This is a genomic window from Akkermansiaceae bacterium (assembly GCA_024233115.1).
Lineage (GTDB): Bacteria > Verrucomicrobiota > Verrucomicrobiia > Verrucomicrobiales > Akkermansiaceae > Oceaniferula.
Window position 1 is genome coordinate 189,689 of the sequence record JACKQB010000006.1, and the last position, 21,243, is coordinate 210,931.

Annotated in this window: 25 protein-coding genes; 10 read left to right on the forward strand and 15 right to left on the reverse strand. The window is 57.2% G+C overall.

Annotated features, from left to right (window positions below):
• Nucleotides 1-35 precede the first annotated feature (35 nt).
• The 6 genes from H7A51_16895 to H7A51_16920 all read left to right on the forward strand — a co-directional run bounded on the left by H7A51_16895 (nucleotide 36) and on the right by H7A51_16920 (nucleotide 4,979).
• The gene (locus H7A51_16895; protein MCP5537896.1) at nucleotides 36-2,084 is read left to right on the forward strand and encodes a TonB-dependent receptor; all 2,049 of its coding nucleotides are present in this window, start codon (nucleotides 36-38) and stop codon (nucleotides 2,082-2,084) included.
• A 261-nt stretch (nucleotides 2,085-2,345) separates the two neighbouring features.
• Nucleotides 2,346-3,071, forward strand: coding sequence for a US12 family protein (locus H7A51_16900; GenBank protein ID MCP5537897.1), 726 nt, complete (start codon nucleotides 2,346-2,348; stop codon nucleotides 3,069-3,071).
• A gap of 30 nt (nucleotides 3,072-3,101) precedes the next feature.
• Entirely contained in the window at nucleotides 3,102-3,419 is a 318-nt protein-coding gene (locus H7A51_16905) for a DUF134 domain-containing protein (GenBank protein MCP5537898.1), read from the forward strand.
• Between the two features lie 31 nt (nucleotides 3,420-3,450).
• Nucleotides 3,451-3,909: a NifB/NifX family molybdenum-iron cluster-binding protein gene (locus tag H7A51_16910; GenBank protein ID MCP5537899.1), complete on the forward strand. Its 459-nt coding sequence runs from the start codon at nucleotides 3,451-3,453 to the stop codon at nucleotides 3,907-3,909.
• Nucleotides 3,897-4,139 carry a hypothetical protein gene (locus H7A51_16915; protein MCP5537900.1) on the forward strand — a complete coding sequence of 81 codons (243 nt, stop codon included), beginning with the start codon at nucleotides 3,897-3,899 and terminating at the stop codon, nucleotides 4,137-4,139. Before H7A51_16910 ends, H7A51_16915 begins: the two co-directional genes overlap by 13 nt.
• A 3-nt stretch (nucleotides 4,140-4,142) precedes the next feature.
• Nucleotides 4,143-4,979, forward strand: coding sequence for a TatD family hydrolase (locus H7A51_16920; protein ID MCP5537901.1), 837 nt, complete (start codon nucleotides 4,143-4,145; stop codon nucleotides 4,977-4,979).
• 25 nt (nucleotides 4,980-5,004) lie between these two features.
• Here the strand turns inward: H7A51_16920 and H7A51_16925 are convergent, their stop codons facing one another.
• The 12 genes from H7A51_16925 to H7A51_16980 all read right to left on the reverse strand — a co-directional run bounded on the left by H7A51_16925 (nucleotide 5,005) and on the right by H7A51_16980 (nucleotide 15,274).
• Entirely contained in the window at nucleotides 5,005-5,484 is a 480-nt protein-coding gene (locus H7A51_16925; protein ID MCP5537902.1) for a PaaI family thioesterase, read from the reverse strand.
• Nucleotides 5,485-5,610: 126 nt separating this feature from the next.
• Entirely contained in the window at nucleotides 5,611-6,411 is an 801-nt protein-coding gene (gene fdhD, locus H7A51_16930) for a formate dehydrogenase accessory sulfurtransferase FdhD (protein ID MCP5537903.1), read from the reverse strand.
• Nucleotides 6,404-6,928, reverse strand: a complete 525-nt coding sequence (locus H7A51_16935) for an MOSC domain-containing protein (GenBank protein MCP5537904.1) — start codon at nucleotides 6,926-6,928, stop codon at nucleotides 6,404-6,406. Before H7A51_16935 ends, fdhD begins: the two co-directional genes overlap by 8 nt.
• A gap of 95 nt (nucleotides 6,929-7,023) precedes the next feature.
• Nucleotides 7,024-8,343 (reverse strand): hypothetical protein, encoded by a 1,320-nt coding sequence (locus H7A51_16940; GenBank protein MCP5537905.1) that lies wholly within the window; start codon nucleotides 8,341-8,343, stop codon nucleotides 7,024-7,026.
• A gap of 116 nt (nucleotides 8,344-8,459) precedes the next feature.
• Nucleotides 8,460-9,206, reverse strand: coding sequence for an SGNH/GDSL hydrolase family protein (locus tag H7A51_16945; GenBank protein ID MCP5537906.1), 747 nt, complete (start codon nucleotides 9,204-9,206; stop codon nucleotides 8,460-8,462).
• A 32-nt stretch (nucleotides 9,207-9,238) separates the two neighbouring features.
• Nucleotides 9,239-10,534, reverse strand: coding sequence for an FAD-dependent oxidoreductase (locus H7A51_16950; GenBank protein ID MCP5537907.1), 1,296 nt, complete (start codon nucleotides 10,532-10,534; stop codon nucleotides 9,239-9,241).
• 15 nt (nucleotides 10,535-10,549) lie between these two features.
• Entirely contained in the window at nucleotides 10,550-10,801 is a 252-nt protein-coding gene (locus H7A51_16955) for a hypothetical protein (GenBank protein ID MCP5537908.1), read from the reverse strand.
• Nucleotides 10,802-10,805: 4 nt separating this feature from the next.
• Nucleotides 10,806-11,834 (reverse strand): flippase-like domain-containing protein, encoded by a 1,029-nt coding sequence (locus H7A51_16960; protein ID MCP5537909.1) that lies wholly within the window; start codon nucleotides 11,832-11,834, stop codon nucleotides 10,806-10,808.
• Between the two features lie 74 nt (nucleotides 11,835-11,908).
• Nucleotides 11,909-12,184 carry an acyl carrier protein gene (locus H7A51_16965; protein ID MCP5537910.1) on the reverse strand — a complete coding sequence of 92 codons (276 nt, stop codon included), beginning with the start codon at nucleotides 12,182-12,184 and terminating at the stop codon, nucleotides 11,909-11,911.
• Nucleotides 12,185-12,202: 18 nt separating this feature from the next.
• A complete protein-coding gene (locus H7A51_16970; GenBank protein MCP5537911.1) occupies nucleotides 12,203-12,940 on the reverse strand; it encodes an SDR family oxidoreductase in 738 nt (245 codons plus the stop codon).
• A gap of 13 nt (nucleotides 12,941-12,953) precedes the next feature.
• Nucleotides 12,954-14,027 carry a hypothetical protein gene (locus H7A51_16975; protein MCP5537912.1) on the reverse strand — a complete coding sequence of 358 codons (1,074 nt, stop codon included), beginning with the start codon at nucleotides 14,025-14,027 and terminating at the stop codon, nucleotides 12,954-12,956.
• Nucleotides 14,024-15,274: a beta-ketoacyl-[acyl-carrier-protein] synthase family protein gene (locus H7A51_16980; GenBank protein ID MCP5537913.1), complete on the reverse strand. Its 1,251-nt coding sequence runs from the start codon at nucleotides 15,272-15,274 to the stop codon at nucleotides 14,024-14,026. The genes H7A51_16975 and H7A51_16980 overlap by 4 nt, the downstream gene beginning before the upstream one ends.
• 118 nt (nucleotides 15,275-15,392) lie before the next feature.
• On the opposite strand from H7A51_16980, the gene H7A51_16985 reads away from it, so the two are divergent.
• Nucleotides 15,393-16,565 (forward strand): AMP-binding protein, encoded by a 1,173-nt coding sequence (locus tag H7A51_16985; protein MCP5537914.1) that lies wholly within the window; start codon nucleotides 15,393-15,395, stop codon nucleotides 16,563-16,565.
• Here H7A51_16985 and H7A51_16990 read toward each other — a convergent pair.
• The gene (locus H7A51_16990; protein MCP5537915.1) at nucleotides 16,555-16,995 is read right to left on the reverse strand and encodes a beta-hydroxyacyl-ACP dehydratase; all 441 of its coding nucleotides are present in this window, start codon (nucleotides 16,993-16,995) and stop codon (nucleotides 16,555-16,557) included. The two genes, H7A51_16985 and H7A51_16990, sit on opposite strands and share 11 nt — an antisense overlap.
• A 181-nt stretch (nucleotides 16,996-17,176) precedes the next feature.
• Between H7A51_16990 and H7A51_16995 the strand changes: the two genes are divergently transcribed.
• From H7A51_16995 to H7A51_17005, 3 genes are read left to right on the forward strand one after another with little or no spacing between them, the layout of a single operon-like run.
• On the forward strand, nucleotides 17,177-18,037 hold the full coding sequence (locus tag H7A51_16995) for a 1-acyl-sn-glycerol-3-phosphate acyltransferase (protein ID MCP5537916.1): 861 nt from the start codon (nucleotides 17,177-17,179) through the stop codon (nucleotides 18,035-18,037).
• A gap of 48 nt (nucleotides 18,038-18,085) precedes the next feature.
• Entirely contained in the window at nucleotides 18,086-18,871 is a 786-nt protein-coding gene (locus tag H7A51_17000; GenBank protein ID MCP5537917.1) for a glycosyltransferase family 2 protein, read from the forward strand.
• A gap of 3 nt (nucleotides 18,872-18,874) precedes the next feature.
• Nucleotides 18,875-19,561, forward strand: a complete 687-nt coding sequence (locus H7A51_17005; protein MCP5537918.1) for a methyltransferase domain-containing protein — start codon at nucleotides 18,875-18,877, stop codon at nucleotides 19,559-19,561.
• Here H7A51_17005 and H7A51_17010 read toward each other — a convergent pair.
• Both H7A51_17010 and H7A51_17015 read right to left on the reverse strand, forming a co-directional pair.
• A complete protein-coding gene (locus H7A51_17010) occupies nucleotides 19,530-20,285 on the reverse strand; it encodes a polysaccharide deacetylase family protein (protein ID MCP5537919.1) in 756 nt (251 codons plus the stop codon). The two genes, H7A51_17005 and H7A51_17010, sit on opposite strands and share 32 nt — an antisense overlap.
• Nucleotides 20,282-21,226 carry a hypothetical protein gene (locus tag H7A51_17015; GenBank protein ID MCP5537920.1) on the reverse strand — a complete coding sequence of 315 codons (945 nt, stop codon included), beginning with the start codon at nucleotides 21,224-21,226 and terminating at the stop codon, nucleotides 20,282-20,284. Before H7A51_17015 ends, H7A51_17010 begins: the two co-directional genes overlap by 4 nt.
• Nucleotides 21,227-21,243 lie beyond the last annotated feature (17 nt).

Consider the following 21,243-nt stretch of genomic DNA (forward strand, 5'->3'; position numbering starts at 1 on the left):
TAGCAAGCAGCACTTGCAACCGCTAACTTCGAGCCATGAAACTGTGTTTGAAAAATTGTTTCGTCCCCCTCCTGGTCTACGTAAGCTCCAACGCCGCTGTCATGGCGGCAAATGACGGCCCGCTTGACCCGCTGGTCATTACCGGCAGGGGGACGACAGGCCTCTGGGGGGCAAACGATGTCGAGCTGCAGGGCCAGCGCCACCGCGCACTCGACGGCGCGTCGCTGCTCGGCCGCACTCCCGGTGCCGCGGTGCTGCGCAATGGTAGCCAGACGGGTATCGCCCAGGTCCGTGGGCTGTCCGGCGACCGCGTCCGCGTTTTACTCGGTGGTATGACCGTCAGCCCGGCGTGCCCTAACCACATGGACCCGCCGCTGCACTATGCGGACGCCTCCGCAACAACACGCTTGGAGCTGATCGCCGGTGTCTCACCTGTTAGCCTTGGAGGCGACAGCTTGGGCGGCACCATACGCCTGTCGCAGCCCGATCCTGTTTTTGCCTCTAACGGCACCGTCTTGACCGGTGGTGAAATAGCCACCTTTTACCGGGGCAGCCACGATTCCTACGGTGCCAAAGGCCAGTTTTCCTACGCCAATGAAGATGCGGCGTTCGACTACCGGGGAAGCTGGTCGACCGCCGACGATTTACGGATTCCCGGTGGCACACTGCGCGCCAGCGGATTTGATACCCAGCGCCACGACATCACCGCCTCGCTTCGCACCGGGCAAGGCTTCCTCACCCTGGACGCGGGTCTGAGCAGCACCCGTGACGCCGGCACACCGACCCTGGCGATGGATATGATCGAGGACGACTCCTGGCATATCGGGATGCGCTACAAAACCGCCCTGGGGGCGGGCACGCTCGATACCTATCTCTACGTGCACGACATCGATCACCTGATGACCAACCACACCCTGCGCCCGGCGATGATGAAAATGGACGCCCCTGCCAGCAGCCGTGACTATGGTTTGCGCAGCGAGTTCTCACTTCCCTTGAAGCCGCAGGACGAGTCGACCGTGCGTATTGGCATCGACCTGCACCGCAACGAGTTTGACGCCGACCAGGTGATGCTCGCCTCGGGTGCCGTGCGTGACACCTTTGCCGATAACCGGCGCGAACGCCTGGGCATTTTTGCCGAATGGGAAAACCAGTGGAGCAAGGAGTGGCGTTACCTGTTAGGACTACGCGGTGATCTGGTGAAAACCAGTGCCGACAAAGTCAGACCGGGCTTCGGCATGCCCCCGGTCGCCGCTGATGCCGCAGCGTTCAATGCAGGTGAGCGGTCACATGACGATGTATTGATCGACCTCGTCACAGCCCTCGAATACACACCCGACGATGTGTCCTCGTATGAACTTGCCTTCGCCATGAAGAACCGCGCCCCCTCGCTCTCGGAACGCTATCTCTGGACCCCCCTCAACGCCAGCGCCGGTCTGGCCGACGGCAGAACCTACATGGGCAACACCGGGCTTGATCCCGAAACCTCTTTTCAAATCTCCACCAGCGCCAGTCGTAAGGGTGACCACTGGAAGCTTAAACTCACTCCGTTTTACAACTACATCCAGGACTACATCCAGGGGATGCCGATACTCCATCATGGCCAACCCGTGCTCCGTTTCCAGAATATCGACCATGTCGAACTCTACGGTGCGGAGCTTGCCGCCCGCTATGAGTTTACCAACGAGTTATCGCTCTCCGGTCATGCCAGCTATGTGCGGGGCAGGGATACGACCAACCACGACAACCTCTACCGCATCGCTCCGCTCAATGGCTTGGTGGACCTGGCATGGAATAACGCCAAGTGGGAGTTTCATTGTGAGTTGGAATGGGCCGCCGACCAGAACAGGACATCGGCATTCAACGGGGAGACAAGCACCGCCGGCTACGCCCTGGTGCACCTGCGCGCCGCCCATCAGTTTGAAAACGGACCCCGCCTCGAGGTGGGGATCGAAAACCTGCTGGACGAAAAATACTCCGACCACCTCGGCGGCATCAACCGTGTCGGTGCCAGCGACGTGGCAGTCGGCGACCGCATCCCGGGCGCGGGACGCTTTGCCTACGTCAATATGAGCTGGAAATTCTAAGTTCTGTTAGCCATAACAACAGAGGGAAATCCGTCCATCCCCCCAAGTCAAAAACGGGAGACACGCTGAGCCTTATTAAAATCACCTGGGGGAGGCTTCGGAGTGCGCGTGGGTTGCGCTCGTCCACTCACGCCATGCTCAATAGCAGCCCTCATACTCCGGAGGATGATCGTGCTTTGCCACACGCACCAAACGGGGCCTGTCGATTTGCGGATTAAAAAAACTACTGGCAGTCCCGCGGAATCATACTAGATTGCGGCCATGGACAATCCCTACGCAAGCCCCTACGCCAATCCTTCTACTGTGGCCGCCCAGCCGGTCGACGTCCGAGCCGCGTTTATCCGCAAGACCTACACCCACCTCGCTGGCGCCATTGCCGCCTTTGCCTTGATTGAGGCGTTTTTGATGTCGATCCCAGGCATCGAAGGCACCGTTTTTGGTCTCCTCGGAGCCCATCGCTTCAGCTGGCTCGTGGTCTTGGGGGTATTTATGCTCACTTCCTCAATCGCCGATAAATGGGCCAGGGGCGCCACGAGTTTAACCATGCAGTACGCAGGCCTTGGATTAGGTGTCTTCTCATGGTCGTTGATTTTTGTGCCTATGCTTCTGATGGCCAAACTCTACAGCGGCGACCCCACGATCATCGCGAAGGCCGGGGGTGTCACCCTGTTACTTTTTGCAGCCCTTACCACCGTAGCCTTTACCACCAAAAAGGACTTCTCGTTCCTTGGCGGCATACTGAAAGTCGGGGGCTTTCTGGCTCTCGGAGTCATCGTTATCGCCGTGATCTTCCCGAGCTTTATCACCCTCGGATTCTGGTTTTCTCTCGCTATGGTCGCATTCGCCGCATGCTCGATTCTCTACAGCACCAGTAATATCATTCACCACTACAACACCCACCAATATGTGGCGGCGTCGCTCGGTTTGTTTGCGAGCGTGGCTATGATGTTCTGGTATGTCCTTCGACTCTTCATGTCACGCGACTAGGATGGTCCGGATTTCCAACACATTGACCTGATGCCCCGCCCTCTGAATCCGCGCCGCATTCGTTGCTCACCGGCAGCCCGTTATTTCAAACCCCGGGGCATCCCCCTTTCCGACCTGCAGGAGGTGGAGTTGGCATCCGATGAACTTGAGGCATTGCAGCTGGCCGACGCCGAAGGCTTGTACCGGGCGCAGGCTGCTGAGCAAATGGGTGTATCGAGACAAACCTTCGACCGCATCGTGCGGCGTGCCCGGAGCAAGGTTGCACAGGCACTTGTCGGTGGCCATGCCCTGCGTATTCTTAAACCGTTGAAAAATGAGGTGAAAAACCTCCCTGAAGGTAAATCTTGACAGATGGCGTATTGGGCATATGCTCATATCCATGATTTACCATGATAGTTATATCTGTCTCGGGGTAGACAGAGACGCCGGTTTGGATTCGGTCCTCGGCAAGCATTTCGGGCGTTCCGCTTATGACTTCCTGTATGACACGGTCACTGATGATTGGGAGGTGGTGGGACGTCCGCTGATGGAAAGAGGTTGCTACAAGGCATCGCGGGCCATGGTATGGCCACGGATAGCCTCGGTATTCACCCGGGGTATTGGACATCATGCTTACCACACCCTGCTGAAACGGGGAATCAGTGTTTGGCTGACACCTACCAGGACCGTGGGGGAAACATTGGATGCATGGCGCAGTGGTTTGTTAGTTCCCTTGCTTGAAACCCAACTGGGGGGGCATTTACAGCATTGTCAGCAATGGCACCAGGACCGTGAGCTGGAAAAGGCTTACGAGCTGATGAGAAAACCTTTATTGAGTGAGTCACAATGTATCGTTTAAACCCGGCGGAGGTATTGGACCGTCACTACCTGGAGGCACGATGCCAGCTGCTGGAGTTGGCTGCCTTTTTTGATCGGTACCAGCTTGCGGGAGGCGGCGACCCTGCTGTTAGCCCGGAACCACGGCTCAGTCGGTGTGTGCAGGCGCTTCGTTTGATAGCGAGTGACAACCAGCCCCCGGATCGTGCCAAACAACTGGCTCTGTTATTTTCAGATACAACCACCGAGTAAGTTATGTATGTGATCCAACCTCATTACCACGCCATCGCGCGGACCGCACAAGACTACGAAAGAATGGCGATGTCCGGTGTGGTCGCCGTATGTGAACCATCATTCTGGGCGGGATTTGAGCGGGAGCATCCCGAGACGTTTTTAGACTACTTTAAGCAAATTTCAGAATATGAGCCGACACGGGCAGCGCAGTATGGAATCCGTCATTTTTCCTGGATCGCGGTCAATCCGAAGGAGTCCGAGGATATGGAACTCACACGGGAGGTGTGTAAACACATGCCTGGATTTCTCAACAACCCTCATGTGTTAGGCATCGGCGAAATCGGGTTGCATCTATCCACAAAAAACGAATGTGACTCCTTTGAATGGCAGATCCAGATGGCACTTGACCATGACCAGTTGATGTTGGTGCATACGCCGCACCTCGATGACAAACTGAAGGGGACACGCCGCATCCTTGAGATCCTGGCCAATTTTTCAGCGATGGATCCTGAACGTGTGTGGATCGATCACGTCGAAGAGCATACCGTGCAGATGGTGATGGACCGCGGGTATTGGGCCGGGATGACACTTTACCCCATGACGAAGATGACCGCCAAACGGGCGGCGGATGTGCTGGAGAGGATGGGCTGGGAGCGGATGCTGGTAAACAGCTCAGCGGATTGGGGGCCGTCGGATCCATTTACCTTGCAGGAGTGTATTTTGGAGTGCAGTCGGCGGCGGTTCCACCGTCAGGAGCTGCTGGACATCTTCCATAACAACGCCTGCCGGTTTTTGGGGCAAAATCCGAAATGGGATATCGAGCCTGTCTATCTTCGGGAGGAAATCGCAACCAAGTGATTTGCATACCTGCGAATGGGACGGCTCATGTCAATGACGTTTGGTCGGGTTTCTGCATGAATTTGGCCTTGGCACTAACCATGATATTGCCGTTTTGGGACAGGTGGCTTTCCAGCTGATAGAGAGGTCGGCGCGCATGGATGACCCGTGTTTTGATTTCCAGCAATTGGCAGGTTTCCACCGACTGGTGAAAGCGTAGGGAAAGCTCGCCGGTAAGCCCAAGAACACCGTGGCCCATGAGGCAGCAAGTCATTGCCTCATCGATGAACAAGCTGATGATGCCACCGTGGAGCACGTTGGGATAGCTACAGAGTTCTTGAGGCGGCGTGATTCGACCAATCAATGTGTCTACGCCATCGGTTTCAAACTCAAGACGAAGACTTTGATGACTGCACGCGTGGCACTGACGGTGATGTTTTTCCCTCAGTCTTGTGAGTAAATCCAGGTCAAGCGGCCGTAACGTGTGTCGCTTGTCCGGGGGCGTGGTGTGAGTCGGGCTGTTCATGATTCATTGAATAGTAACGAGCATATGCCCGTTTTAAAAATGATCAACCCCTGAGTTGTGGTGCAAGGTCATCGCGCCTCGGCTGGATGCGGAAAATCGGTGACGTGTCCGGATATAGCCAGGTCATCAAATAATACGGTCCTCACCCGCGTAGATATTCATCTTGGGGGGGCGGAGAAAGCCGATCAGCGTCTGGCCGCTTGTGCGGGCGAACTCGACTGCCAGGGACGAAGGTGCGGAGATGGCAGCAACAACCGGGATACGGGCGACAAGTGCCTTCTGCATCACCTCGAAGGATACCCTGCCTGACACTTGCAGTAAAGTTTCTGAGAGATCCAGCTTGTGGCTCGCCGCCCAGCCGATGACCTTGTCAATGGCATTGTGCCTGCCAACGTCCTCGCGCAGCACCAGGATTTCGCCTTCGGCAGAAGCCAGTGCAGCGGCATGCAGCCCTCCTGTGTTAGAAAACACCTCCTGTGCAGCCCGGAGGGAGCCGGGTAAGCCCAACACAACGTGCGAGGCTACCACCAGACCACTGTCGACCGGCGGCGCATGTTGCTGGATCGCTTCGATACTCGCCTTGCCACAAATTCCGCAGGACGAAGCGCTGAAGAGGTTTCTACTCAAGCGTGCGTGATCCAAAACCACATCATCGGAGAGAAATACATACGCATGATTCTGCTGCTGCTCGAGATCGATCCGCATCACATCATCGAGTGATTCTACTAATCCCTCAGTAAGTAAAAAACCCCTCACCAGATCCGCATCGTGTCCGGGTGTGCGCATGACCACTGCGACGGGCGTGCCATCGACCGTTATCTGCAAGGGCTCCTCACGCGCCAGCTGGTCAACAACCGGTTTCCGGTCGTCGTCCCCCAGTTTCCAGATATCAAACCCCACCGATGCGTCAGATCGTTGGTCAGGCATCTTTTTTGTCCTCCTTCGGTTCGGGTGGGATGTCACCAATCACCTCCAGCGCGCACTCACCAAGAGTCAGCTCACCACCTTTGACGATCCTGGCGCGCAAGCCGCCCTGGCCTTTGAGAAACTCGTGGGTTCCCGGGGCACAGGCCTGGTCCATCCAATAACAAGGGGAACATTCACACGACCCCGTGAGTTCAAGCCCAGCCAGCGTGAAACGTTTGTCGATGAGTTCATTCAGGTCAACCCCCTTGAGCACCACATTCCGCCTGAATGCCATCGGGTGCAGCTCACCTTGGACGATTTCATCCCGGACACGTTCGTAAACCGCCCAGTCGAAGAAGGTGATCTGGCCTTTGTAGTCGGGTTTGTAATCAAAAAAACGGTCATCCGTGATCCCCCGCCCTGCAACGCAATCGATGCGCTCCACTTCCTTGATCGGATAATCCATCGCCCCCTTGCCATGCCTGCCGTAGAAATTGTGGCCCGGGGAAATAAAGAGATGTTTCAGCGTCACGTTCATGGTTGCACAATGCACTGGATGGCTCCGGTTTGCACGATCAAATTAGGTGTATACGAGAGGACTGCTGGGCCACCCGTCCCCGTTGGGCGTGCGGTTTACTGGTCACGCAGCACTGCCTGGTAGCCTTTGTGGGTGTGGGACAGGATTGCGTGGATGCGCCCTTGCTCACGACTACTTAACCGCGGGTAGCCCACGGGAGTTTCCCGGCCGGTCACAATGCGGTGTAGTTTTTTTAACACGGGGGTTTTGATTTCCTCCGGCAGCAAATCGAAGGCCTTGCTGTGGATCATAAAACTGCAGCGGTATTTGAAGATCCGTTTCTCCAGGCGTAGGTCCCGCAATGAATGGCCGTCGTAATGAACCCCCTGGGCGACAAAATCCTTCTGATAGGCCTTCGAGCCACTGATCCCGTCCTCAGGAAGCCGGACCTCATCCGCAAACAGCAGTGCCTTCAAAATCGAATCCACGTAACCTTGCAACATCTTCCTGGCTGCCGGCGAATCGCTGTCGTACTGCCCCTCATTAATCGCCTTTCCCAGATAGACACGGCGGAGATAACCCATCTTGGCGGCGGCGAGTTTATTGTGCACGTCGATCTGATGCTCCATGATCATCAAGGCCAGGATATCGCTGGTTCCGGTGAGATACTTGCCGGTGTCGAAGTAAGCGGACAAGTCGGTGACATTCAGTCCGTGGTTTTTATTGTAGTGATGATCGCCCGACTCGGACATCGTCACCCACTTGTTACCCATGTGGCCACTCTGCCCATGGGTACCGGTGACATACCAGCCCCCCCAGCGGTCGGCCATCGGACTTGCGGGTGTTGTCAGTGACGAGCCCCAGCTGAGGAGAGCCTGGCCGTCTTTTTCAGTAAAGACAGAGCGCACCAACAGGCCGGGCACGTCCATGGTGTTTTTTGACGCATGACAGGTCATACATTCCTGGTTGCGCACAAAGGTGCGTTTTCCGACGGGCTTGTTGATATCAAAACTGTAGAACATCATGCCCTTGGGGTCATCACACGCCACCACTTCGATGATTCCGCCGGGGACCCATCCCACATAGAAGTCGCTGTTGAAATAAACCGCCCTCGGGTGCGCCGGGGTAATCAGATCGCGCTGTAGGCTGGTTTTTGAAAACACCAGCATCTGTGACGAGACGGGAATCTGCAACTCATCCAACAAGGCCTTCAGGATCTCCTTCGGCTCACTGTCCGGCAGGTTGAACTTCTCGCTGTCGATTGCCTCCTGGAGCCGTGTAATGGTGTTATGATCCTTGGAACTGCTGTAGAGAACCGGCGCCAGGTCATAGTCGGGCGTGGTCTGGGCCAACAATGGCAGGCCGAGAGCCAGGGACACCCCCATCGTGCAACCGGCAAGGGCGGCCAGACTGGATTTTTGGACGATCAAACTCATGGTGATTCCCTAGATACGCCAATAACGCACTTTTTTTTCGTTAATTATCCCCAACCCGGAAATCACTCCGGTTCAACCGCGTGGTCAGGCGCCCTTGGTGAGGTTGCGCAGGGTGGTCAGTGTACGGCCTTCAACCAGTTGTGGGCCATCAGCGAGGCTCCGTCCGCCGTGGGATGCACCCCGTCCCGCGCCCAGTGCTCAGGCGGGGCAATGTTCGCGGCTTTATCAAACATGGACTGGAACGGCACAAAGGTGGCGCCAAAAGTCTTCGCCACTTTTTTCGCGGATGCACGGTAGGCATCAAAGGTGGGAAACCAGTTGTCCTTGACGGCACCACACCGCAGCACAAAGGGCTCGCAAATCACGAGTTTGACCTCAGGAAGCGCCTTCAGTGTGCGTTCGACCAAAGCGAGGTAGGCTTTTTCATAGGATGCCGGTGTGCCGTCGTATTTCCCGTTCAAGCCATGCCAGATATCGTTGACACCGATCAATATACTCAGCACATCGGGTTTTAAATCGAGACAATCCTTTTGCCATCGACCCGCCAGCTGGGGCACTTTGTGGCCGCTGATACCACGGTTGAATATCTTCAACTGCTCGGTCGGACGGTCGACCAACAATTGCGAGGCAGCCAGCCACGCATAACCTTTGCCGAGGGCTTCGTGCTGGTTGGCTTGGGCCGCATGTTTTCTACTCCTGCCCGCATCCGTGATCGAGTCCCCCTGGAATAGAATCACATCACCTTTTTTCACCAACGGGCCTGGGGTTTTCTCGTGATGCTCCGCTAATGATGTTGCGACCCCGGCAGCGGTGGTCGCACCGATGGCCAAGGCGGATGATTTGATAAACTGGCGTCGTTCCATGGTGGTTTTTTATATGGGCTTCGTTTGGGATGTCAATGATTGAGGCTGCCTTGGATCATCCTTGCCTGTGCATCGAGCCCCTTGGTCCCTTGTGCATAACACATGGATGCCATGCCGGCGGCCTGTCCTGTGGCAAAACAGGTGCCCATGACACGCACGGACGCGAGTGCCTCATGGGTGGCCGAGATACATCGTCCCGCAAAATAGACCCCCGGGATTTCCGCACTCACAAGGGCACGGAGGGGAATCCCGGACGCCCGGGCATTTTTAAAATAGGTGAACTTCGCCCCCTTGGCATCCTCACGCATTTCCAACGGCCAGGTGGCATTCGCCACGGTATCGGGAAAGGAAACCCCGTCCACCAATTCCTGCCCGGTTAACACATGCCGGCCTAACCACCGGAATGACTCACGCACACCTATCGAGGGTGGAAACTCAGGCTCGGTGGCTTCTTCAAAAAACGGATACTGGACCTGGAGAAAGGTGTAGAGTTTCATGGCCAGGTCCCTTCCCGTTCTTTCTATCTCGGCCACCGCAGCAGGGTTTGACGGGTTCCATTGCGTCTTGTCCGTATCGAGGTCCATGCTGATAAAACACTCCCCCTTGTGCACCGACTCCCGTACGGTGGCACCCAGGATGCTGCCTGGCAATTGCCCGGTTCCAACACCGTGCACCAGGTCCAGGGCCAGGCGCATCTTAAAACGCTCCTCACGCACCTCCTTACCCACGTTCTTGAGCGAAAATATGAACGCGGGCTTTTGCAGTCGGTCCGATTCCTCACTCAACCTCGTCGCCCCTAACAAATCCGCCCCGAGTGCATCCGCTGAGCAATCGACAACACTCCGGCAACGCATTGGGCGGATCCCCCCGGTGGTCAACACCTCCACAGCAAACCCTCCATCGCTCTCGCGGGTGATGTCGATACACTCGGATTCCATCATGCAGTCGAGCGACTCACCTTCCGCCGCGACCAGTTCCTTGGCCAGCTGGTCGTAGATTTCAGGATGTTGGTGCAGCACATAGACGCGCCCCATGGCGGTGGGGGCCTCCTGACCCGTCCGCTGGCGGATGGCGGCTTCGATTTCCGCAGGCAGGCCGGCGTTGGCAACACGTGGCGGCATGGAAGTATCGGGGTGGTAGAGTCCGCAAAAGGTGTGCACAAATGCCAGTGGCCCCATCCCACCGAGCCGGTCAGATTTTTCAATCAAGGCGACACGGCTACCCTGCCCCCCCTGACGCGCAGCGGCAATCGCGGCACAGAAACCCGCGCTGCCACCGCCGATGACCACAACATCGTAGTTATTGTTAGACTCCTGGGGTTCACTCATAGGCTGATAGACGGGTTAAGAAGACCGTTTCTTCTCGACCAGTCTAGCAAGTGCCCCGAGTGTTTGGAAGTTTTCCTTGCCCAAATCCTCCGCTTCGATACGGACGGCCAATTCCTGCTCCAGCAGCAGGATGAGCTGCATCATCGCCATGGAATCCAGCCCCTCGGCATAGAGATCACACTGGTCGGTAAAACATTCCTTCAGCGGGAAGAGTCGCTCCGAGATCAGGCTGCGCAGGGAGCCGGTGATGGAATTGGATTCAGGCATAAAATTACTCAGGCGAGGATGACGGGTTTTCTTGATCAGGGGAACTAAAATTGGACCGGTTGAAGATCAACACCGCGCCACCGACGAGCCCCCAGAAGACGTGAAACAGGAAACCTATCAAGGAGGCCGACACCGCGGCCTCGGCTTTGACCCCTGCAATTTCACTGACCAGATACTCGAAGGTTTTCTCCCTGACACCGAGTCCGGAAATCGATATGGGCATGGAGCTGGCAATATCAACGAGCGGCATTACCGTGAGGACCGTTGTCACTTCCACTTGTTCCTGCACCGTCCTCAGGGCGGCATAAAACGCCATGAAAAAGGTCACCGAGAGCATGATCGACACGGCGAGTGACTGGATCGTCTGCTGCCACCGCGACCGGTACAGGTTCAAGCACTCGGTGAACGACGCCAGGTGCTCGCGCCTGGCAAGCACTGGATATTTCCTGCGAAAGCGGCCGAGGATGCTTTCCGAACAAATGACAAAAAACAACACGATAAAAACCACGCCTCCGAGTTCAAAAACGGTGGCGGCGACCAGTAGGTTTTTCAGCGCCGGGTTACCCGCCTGATGCATCCCCCCCGCCCCCCAGGCGAAGGTGAGGAAAATCATGCCGGTGGCGACAAATCCCACCAGGTGGTCCATCAGCACCGTCAGGGTGATGATGAGTTTTTTACCGGGGTTGCGGCGCATCACCCCGATCATCCTCGCCGCATTTCCCGCCGCCCCACCTACCGAGACGATGTTAAACAACGCGGCGATCAGGGTCATCCTGACCACAAACGGGAAGGTCACATCAAGCGACTGGGCTTTCAGCAGGTAATACCACCTCAGCGCCCAGGCGATGACGCTGACACCCCCGAACCCAATTCCGGCACTCACCCAGAAGGGGGATTTGAGCGCGTTCCTAAAATGATCCACCAGCACCCGCTGGTCATCAATCCGGGAGAGTGCCCAGTAGAGAAAAACTCCGGTCCCCAGTAATTTCAGCAGAAAAAGAGCTGCGACTTTGAGGTGGGTTTTTGCGATCATTTTGCAATGGAATCACCACACCTTGGCTCGGAGGCCACATGAAGACAATGTGGGAGAGGTAAAAGGGAGCCCGATCAGGCTTTGGCGGAACCACCCGATGCGTCGACAGCTTGGGCGATGGTTTGGGGCGACTTGAGGATGCCTTTGGCGGCTTCCGCATCGGAGATCTTCAGACCGAAGTGTTTTTCGATGGCAACCACCAGTTGGAGGGCATCCACGGAGTCGAGGCCCAGGCTGTCAGGCCCCATCAGAGGGGTGGCATCACCAATTTCATCCACCGTAACATCGAGCATCAGTTCATCGACGAGGACTTCTTTCACCTTGGACAGGAGTTCGGTAAGATCGGGCATTTGAATAGTGAATAAGCGTTAAAAAATACCGCCGTCAATTTTCAGCGACGCGCCTGTGATATAGCCCGACTCTTCATTGGCAAGGAAAAAAACAGCACTGGCAACCTCCTCAGGCCTACCGAATCGGCGCATGGGAATGGTCTTTTTAATCGCCTTGGCCTGCTCTGCATCCATGTGGTCAAGTGCGCTGGTTTGCACATATCCCGGGCAGATGGCGTTGACAGTGATCCCCATACGGGCGACCTCCTTGGCCAGGCTCTGTGTCATCGCCACCACACCGGCCTTGGCCGCCGCGTAGTTCGTCTGCCCCATCGGTGCCATGATCGCACTCAGGGAGGCGATGTTGATAATCCGGCCAAACCGCTGCTGCATCATCCCGCGTATGACCGCCTGGGAGCCGAGAAAAACGGCATTCAGGTTCGAGTCGATCACACCATCCCACGCCTCGCGCGGCATCATGGCCATCAGGTGGTCGTTGTGGTGGCCGGCGTTGTTGACCAGCACGTTGACCACGCGGCCATCGGCCTCGATCGATGCCAGGGCATCCCGCCATCCTTGTTGGTCCGTTACGTCCAGAGTGATTACGGAACAACGGCCCTCGAACTCTGCGCTGAGCGCCACCGCCTGGTCCCTGTTGGCGCGGACACCGAGGTAGACGTAACAATGCGTGTCCCTGGTCAGGAAATAGCGGGCGATCGCGAGCCCCAGGCCACCATTGGCTCCAGTGACAAGCAGGCAGGAAATACGTTTGTTCATAAAGTGGAGGGGGCTAACGGGAAGGCTGACTTTTCACGAAGTGGGCTGAAAACGCATGCTGGTTGGTCCCGCCCGCCATTACCAGCGAGGAGTCATATCCGTTTTTCAGTGCTTCCAGGGCAACGACCGTCTTGAAACCGCAGGCCGCGCCACCACCAAAACCCAAGATCGCCGCCGGACTCACCCGTTTTCCCGACCACGCTGCCAATACCTCCTGCTCGTCACGGTCGATCCGACCGACACCCGTCAGTCCATCCACCAACAAGGCGCCGGGGGCTTCGCGATGAATCGCCCATACGGAGCGAAGCGCCTCGCGCCGTTCAGCCGTGTTGGTGTAGTCGCAGGAGCCTATCATGCTCTTGAGCTGGATCCCAGGACCATCTCCAGGGGTTCCTTTTTCCAGATAGACAGCAGCCGCACCCTCGGTCCCATGAAGGCTGCCGGAATAGAGCGCAAACGCCTCGGTGACCAACCAGTCGAGCTCTTCCGCACAGATCACCAGACAACCATCGACCTGACCGGCGTCCAACCAGTCGCGGGCAATTTTGACCGATGAAAACCAGCCCGCCGAGTCGCTGATCAGGGTGTAGGCGGGGCCCTCGGACTTGAGGAAACCGGCGACGTGGCTTGCCGGGGCATTGTAAACCGTTTCGGGGAATATGATCGGGCTTGCCAGCGAGGGGTCGGCGAGCACTTCGGCGTAGAAGCGGTTCGAGTAATTGACGCAGCCGTTGATAAACATCAGCACGATGCCAAGTCGGAGTTCCTGGTTCTGGATACGTTCGACGCGTTCGGCCCCCAGCGCCTCGTAAGCGGCGGTGATGGCAAATTTACTGACCTGGCTCGCACGCCGGAGCCGGGGATGCTTCGGCATGGCCGCACGCAGTGCGAGGGCGTCGACCGGGCGGACTTCCGACACGATGCTCTCCCCTCCCACGACACGTTCGCGTTTTTCCAAGGGTATGGCAAACCCCTCCATACACGCCTGGTAGGTGGCGGCGGCACCGATACCCGCCGCGGACACACAGCCGTATCCATGAACATAAAGCGGGTCGGTTGCAGTTGATGTCGGGGGTGTCATATTCACGGTTTTCGGAAAATAAGGGTCGCGTTACAGCCGCCAAAGCCAAAGGAATTGGTTAGAACGGTATCGACCGCTGTGTCACGGGGCTCCCGGACCAGGTCAAACCGGCACGCGGGGTCGACTTCGCGGATATTCAGACTGGCAGGGACAAACTGCTCGCGCAAGGCCAGCAGGCAGACCACTGATTCAATCGCCCCCGCACCACCTAACAAGTGGCCCATCGCCGACTTGGTGGAGCTCACCATGATGTGGCTGGCATGGTCGCCGGCCCACTCGACAATGGCATTCGCCTCGGCGACGTCGTTGAGCGGCGTGCCGGTGCCGTGGGAATTGATGTATTGGATTTCCGATGGCACGATCCCGGCGTCCCGACAAGCGGCGGACATCGATTTCACCGCCGCCTTCCCCCCGGGATGCGGCTGGGTCAGATGATGCAGGTCGGTGGCCATGCCATACCCGCAAACCTCTGCGACCGGGGAGGCACCACGGGCACGCATCGATGCCTCGGATTCCAGGACCAGTACAGCCGCGCCTTCACCGATCGCCAAGCCATCGCGCTGGGCGTCAAACGGCCTCGGAATACCGGATTCACTCAGTGCCTGCAGGGCGTCAAAACCGGCAAAGACCATCTGCGCGAGCGCGTCATAGCCGCCGGCAAGGGCGACCTGGTGCTGGCCGGACTTCACCAGATGAAACGCATGACCAATGGCATTCGCCCCGGACGCACAGGCGTTGGAAACAATCTGTGTCTGCCCGCGGAACCCGAGCGCCTGCTGGATCGAACCCATCGACTTCTGCGGCTGATAGTGCTCAATCCGGGTGAGCTGTCCCCTTCTGCTGAACGGCTCGGTGGTTTCCGCTTTAAAGTAATCCTCACCCAGCGGCATCGCCGCAGCGGATGTGCCAATGACATAGGGCACGCCATGGGGGAGATCGCTTGCAGCCGCCATCCCGGCGTCCTCTATCGCTTTTTCCGTGGCGTAGAGCAGTAGCTGGCTACCCCGGTCGAGCCGGTTGTAAATCCGCTCGCTGATGGCGTAGCCGGCGCTGTATCCGGGGAGTTCGGCCACCCCCGCCGTCTGCACCCGCTGACGTGAAACGTCAAAAAAATCTATCGGCCTGAAGTGCGTCTGCCCCGCCCTCATCGAGTCGACATGTGCCTGTGCCTTATTTCCCATCGGGGAAACCATCCCCATGCCGGTCACAAATACACGTTGCTTCACGGGGGCCTGATCGGGTGGGGGGGACATGGGTGCTCAGGTGAAAATTGCGACGGCTGCTGGCAAAAGAATCACTACCAACTCTTGGCAAGGGTTATAGAAGATGCTAGCTAGAAGTCAAATGCTGTATGAATGCTGGTCGGAGATTGTGAGCGGATGCTCCGGGGAGATCGCTCTCCGGCACCCTGATTTACCCGGAGGGTGGACATTTTCCGAGCTCGACCAGCGTGCCCGCGAGCTGACCATCCCATCGACCGGGTATGCCACCGCCCATGGTGACAGCCTCGATTTTTTCCCAACCATCCTGGCTGCCTGGAAAAAGAATCTCCCCGTGCTGATCCTCGAGTCCTATCACACGCACCCCATGCCGATACACACGGAAATCCCCACCGGCACGGCACTCATCAAACAAACCTGCGGTGCATCCGGCGTGGAACGCAGTCTGTTTTTTGGCGAACATGAACTGCTCGCCGAGGGCCGCAGAAACCGCCACGGACTGGAGCTGGACCCCTCCGTCCGCGGTATTGCCGCCATTTCGTTGGCACACTCGTATGGTTTCGGCTGCCTGGCACTACCTCTGCTGCTGGAGGGCATCCCCGTCGATGTCCTGACCTCGCCTTTACCCGTTTTTATCCAGCAAGCCCTGGAAAAGAAGGGTCGCTTCTTCCTGCCCGGCGTTCCAGCCTTGTGGAAGACCTGGTGGCTCACCAAGGCGCTCGACGGCGGGTCGATCCACCTTGCCCTATCGGCAGGGGCACCCCTGTCATCCGCTCTCGAACTAGGGCTCTGGAATGATACAGGCATCAAACTCCATAATTTTTACGGCACGACCGAAACCGGTGCCGTCGCCTATGACACATCCGGCACTCCGAGAACCGACGGAATGCTGGTCGGAAAAATACTGGATGGCGTGGAGGTCACCACCTCCGACGATGGCCGGATTCTGGTAAAAACCAATGCCCGGGCAATGGGTTCTGACTCGCTCCTCTCAGCCGACGAATTCAGCCGATCACACTACCAGACCATGGATCTCGGCCAGGTGGATGGAGACCAGCTGTTTTGGCATGACCATGTTGGTCAAGCGATCAACGTGGCGGGCCGGAAGGTCAGTCCTGACAAAATCAAACGTGTCTGCCTGGCCACGCCGGGCGTGATCGATGCCGAGGTGACCAGCACCCGCAGCCGGGATTACGAACGCTTCGAGGAAGTGTCCGTCAAACTCAGGCTGATGTCGGACCACGACCTCAAACCGATCAAGCACATGGTCTATGAAAGGCTGGAGAGCTGGGAAGTGCCGCGGCACTGGGAGCTTATGCATTAACCCCCGCCCGCGACCCGCTGAGCATCACAACGGCTTTGGCAAGGCAGTTGTCTCCGTCGGATACGCTGCCCGACACCTGGATCAACGGGCCCATGCGGCCTTCCACCCTGGCGGAGATCGTCAGGGTCGCCCCAGGCTCCGCTGTGCCGAGGATCTTGGCGTTTTTTATGGCCGTTAGGCGCATGTCATCGAGTTTTTCCTGCGCCGGGTCCGACTGTGCAACGACCCCCCCGAGCTGGGCGATCGCTTCCACCATCACCACACCCGGCCAGATCGGATGACCGGGGAAGTGACCTTTGAGAAACGCCTCGTCGCCGGAGATCTCATAGGTGCCCGACGCCGAAACCCCGGGCTCCAGCGAACTCAGTTGCTGGACAAAACGAAACTCCGGCCCGTGAGGCAACAATTCAAGTTCTGGGTGGCTGGACATGATCTAATAGGAAAAGGAGGAAAAGGGAAAGGCTCACTACGAGACCCACGATTAAAGCAGCGCAAACACCACATCACAAACTCAAAATACCCGGCCAACCACAGCTGCTAGACATTTTCCAAACAACTTATGTGTCAAAAAAACATCGTCCTCACAAGGAATTGGTGTTAATTTGCCACTGGTGATCGCAACGCGCAACGAAGGCCATAGAACCTCAGACGCCGGCCAATTGGATGAAGACCTCTATCCCAAGTGGCTCTCCTATTGTGTATTTATCCCCGCGGCGGTATTCACCCTGGTCTACTGGGTGACGGGGGCGGTCATCCTGTTTGTCACCAGCCTACTTACCCACCCGTTTCTTAACCCGGTGAAACATGCCCGGCTTGGGAATATGTTTCTCGGCAACCTGTTTGTCGGGTTTTTCAAAGGCCTGCTCTGGCTGCGCGTGGTGAAGATCGACGACACAGAGTTAGACCCCTACGTCGATATGGAGGGCCCCCTGATCATTGCCAGCAACCACCCCTCACTCTGGGACGCCCCCTTACTCATCCAGCGGTTTATCTACGTGAGTTGCATCATGAAGGTGGAGCTCCTCAACAACCTGATCCTGCGCTCGGGCGCCCGGTTCTCGGGATTTGTCCCCAACCTGCCCACCTTGACCATGGTGCGTAAGGCGACCGAGCATCTCGACCGGAAAGGCCGGCTGCTCATGTTTCCCGAAGGCACCAGGACCAGACCCGAAAACGCGCCCTGCAATCCCTTCCGCCACGGCCTGGCTCTGCTGGCTAAAAACGCCCAATGCCCGATCCTGCCCGTCTTTATCTTCATGAACAGCCGCTACATGCAGAAGGGTTGGCCGATCTGGAAAATGCCGCCGTGCCCGATCATGGTCAAGGTCAAGGTGGGGGAGATCCAGAGGTTTGAAAACAACGAGGGCACCCACGAGTTTTCCAATCGCCTCCAGGGGTATTTCGGCAGCTATGTCGATACCATGGACCCGTGGAAGGGCTCTGCCCATAAGTCGGACGAGTCGGTAAAGTAGGCTTTTTTCTGTTTATTGGTTGCTTTAAACACCCATAGAAGGTCATGAATGGGGTTGCGTATGAAAGCCTGCGTCATGATTCCCTCTTACAACACCGGCCCTCTTCTCAGGAAGACGGTGACCGAAGCCCTGGGCGCGTGGCAGGACGTGTTTGTCATTATCGATGGCAGCACGGATGGGAGCGATGATGATTTGGAATCCGTCGCCACACCTGATGGCCACCGACTCAGGGTGCACCGCCTCCCCCGGAACCAAGGCAAGGGTGCCGCTGTCCTTTCAGGTGTCAACCTGGCGCTGGCCGAGGGGTTCACCCACGCACTCTCGATGGATGCCGATGGTCAGCATCCGGCCGACTCGATCAAGCAGTTCATGGCACTGGGCGAAAAATACCCCGGGGCATTGGTGCTTGGCGATCCTGTCTTCGATGACTCAGCCCCATCCATCCGGCTCAAAGGACGGAAAATCTCCAACTGGTGGGCCAATTTCACGACCATGTGGTGGGGTATTCACGACTCGCTATTCGGCATGCGCCTCTACCCGCTCGCTCCACTCAGAAAAGTCTTTGCCTCCACCTTCGGGGCCCGTCGCTTTGACTTCGATCCCGAATGCGCCGTGCGCCTCTGCTGGAAAGGTGTCCCGGTCATCAACCTGCCCACCCCCTGCCGCTACCTAACAACCGAGGAGGGTGGCATCAGCCAGTTCAAATACGTCAGGGACAATATTCTACTCACCTGGATGTATTTCCGTCTCTTTTTTGGCTTCGTCCTGCGCTCCCCGCTGCTGCTCGTTCGGGCGCTCAGGGGAGGTAACCCGCTGAAGGAAGCCCACCAATAAACCATGAGTGACCCGCTAAACCCAGCGACCATTGCAAAACGCATCTCATCGCTTTGCCAAGGGAGGTGGAACCGACAGTACATACGGTCAAAAATCCTCTCGGACCCACTCTACGGCGGTGTCTATCAGGAGCTGAAGGACAGCAACAACCCACTGCTCGACATCGGCTGCGGCCTCGGCATCCACGCCCTCTACCTGCGCGAGTGCGGCTGGCAGAACCCCGTGGTCGGATTCGATTACGACCAACGCAAAATCGAGCAAGGCCTGCTACTCGTCAAGACCGGTGGTTATGAAAACATCACCATGTCCCAAGGGGACGCACGGGTGGATCTCCCGGAGCACCACGGCGATGTCACCATCCTGGACATCCTCCAGTTTTTTCATGAAAACCAACAGGAAAGCCTGCTCCGCATCGCCGCCAAGAAGGTCTGCACCGGAGGTAAACTGATCATCAGAAGCGGACTGAAGGAGAGGAATATACGGTTTTTCATCACCTGGTTAGGCGACATGCTCGCCAAGTGCACTTTCTGGATGAAAGCCGCCCCCACGCATTACCCGACCGCACAATTCTTCCAGTCGGTTCTTGAAAATGAAGGCTTCGAGGTCGAGGTCCGTCCGTTCTGGGGTAATACCCCCTTCAACAACTACCTCATCGTCGCTACCTGCCGGAGGGCTGGCCAGGATCGATAAACGACCACCCGTTTGCTTCCGCATGATCGATCACGGCCGTGGCCACATCGAGCGCGATATCCGAGTCATCGTGCACTAACACAATGCCACCCGGACCCATCGATTTCTTGATACGACCGATCACCTCATCAGCATCGTGGGAAACGCCGTCGAATCCACGCGAACTCCAGCCGATCAACTTGAGTCCGAAACGGCGTAGCACGGCGTGCACGAACACGTTGTGATGCCCGACAGGTGCCCTGAAAACCTCCGGGGCCACACCGAGAATGTCTTCGACCTCTTCCTGGCATCGCACAATTTCCCGGTAGGTGCGCCACGGCCCGGCACACCAGAATGTCCCCTGTGGGTGACTCCAGGTATGATTACCAATCTGATGTCCGCCCGCCTGCATCCGGCGGACCAGCTCCGGATGCTTCCTGGCTTTTTCACCAACCACAAAAAACGTCGCCCTGACACCACGCTCTTGCAACAACGCGAGAACCTGCGGCGTCGCCCCCACATCAGGCCCGTCATCAAAGGTAAGCCATATTTTTTTGTTCCCGGTCCGTGTTTGGATGGCACCAAACCATTTCGACCGCGGATTAAGCGTCCCCAACAACAGCCAAACCACACACGCCACATGCAGGGCAATACCCGGGAAAACACACCCACCGATCACCAAGCCTAACGCCAGGGCATTGATCAGTATCAACACCCCTAACCTGATCCAGTTACCCACAATCATTTTTCCGGCGAGGTGAAAGCGTCTTCAAATACAAACCACTCCCGCCCGTGTTTCCCCAAAAAGGCACGCAACCGCTCGACCCACGCCCTGGCATAATCCATCTCGTCCGGCTTTCGCTTCCTGGCACCGGACAATGGCACCAGGGCTGGTTCGAAAATCACCCGATAGTGCCGGTAACGGTCCCGGACAACAAACAAGGGGTAACACGGACATCGGGCGATACGCGCCAGACTCATCGGGCCTTTGGGGATACGGAACGTCACATCCCGGTCGACCATCGGCACATCAAGCTGCACCACATCACCAATCACCCGGTCACATTGTATCGCCAGTAACTCGCCCTCTGCCAGCAAGCGCGCCAGCTCAATGCCTAGCAGGTTGTCCTCGGTATTATAATGCACCTTGAAACAGGAACAGTTATCCATGTCCCCGCTCAATTCCTGCTCGCGGATCTTCCTCAGGTGGACGGACCGCTCCGGAACACGCACGGTGTGCAATACCCGCTCAAACTGCTTGGCAAACAAAGCGCCCGCCAAATCATAGTTCCCCGTGTGCGTGGTAAACAATATGGCCGCTCCTTGTTGACCCCTCACTTTCTCAAAAATCTCCTGGCCATCAATTTCCCACGTCACCACATCCTGCCCAAGACGGACACGGATGCTGTCGATATACGCCCAGCCAAAATTCCTGAAGACAAGAAATACCCCGACATAGCCTTCTGCCAACGAAAGGTCGTCATACACCACCTTCAGGTTGGCTCTGATCGACTCCCTCTGCTGCCTGGCTAACACAAATACCACAAAGGTGAAAAAGTAGAGCAACGAGGCTTCGATGAAATACGGCATCCGCGGCGTAGCTCCAATCACCCACATCATCGCCCTGGTGGGAAAATCCCCGAACACCCCGAAACGCGAGTGATTAGTGTCTTGATCTTGTGCCATAATTTCCTAAGGATGCC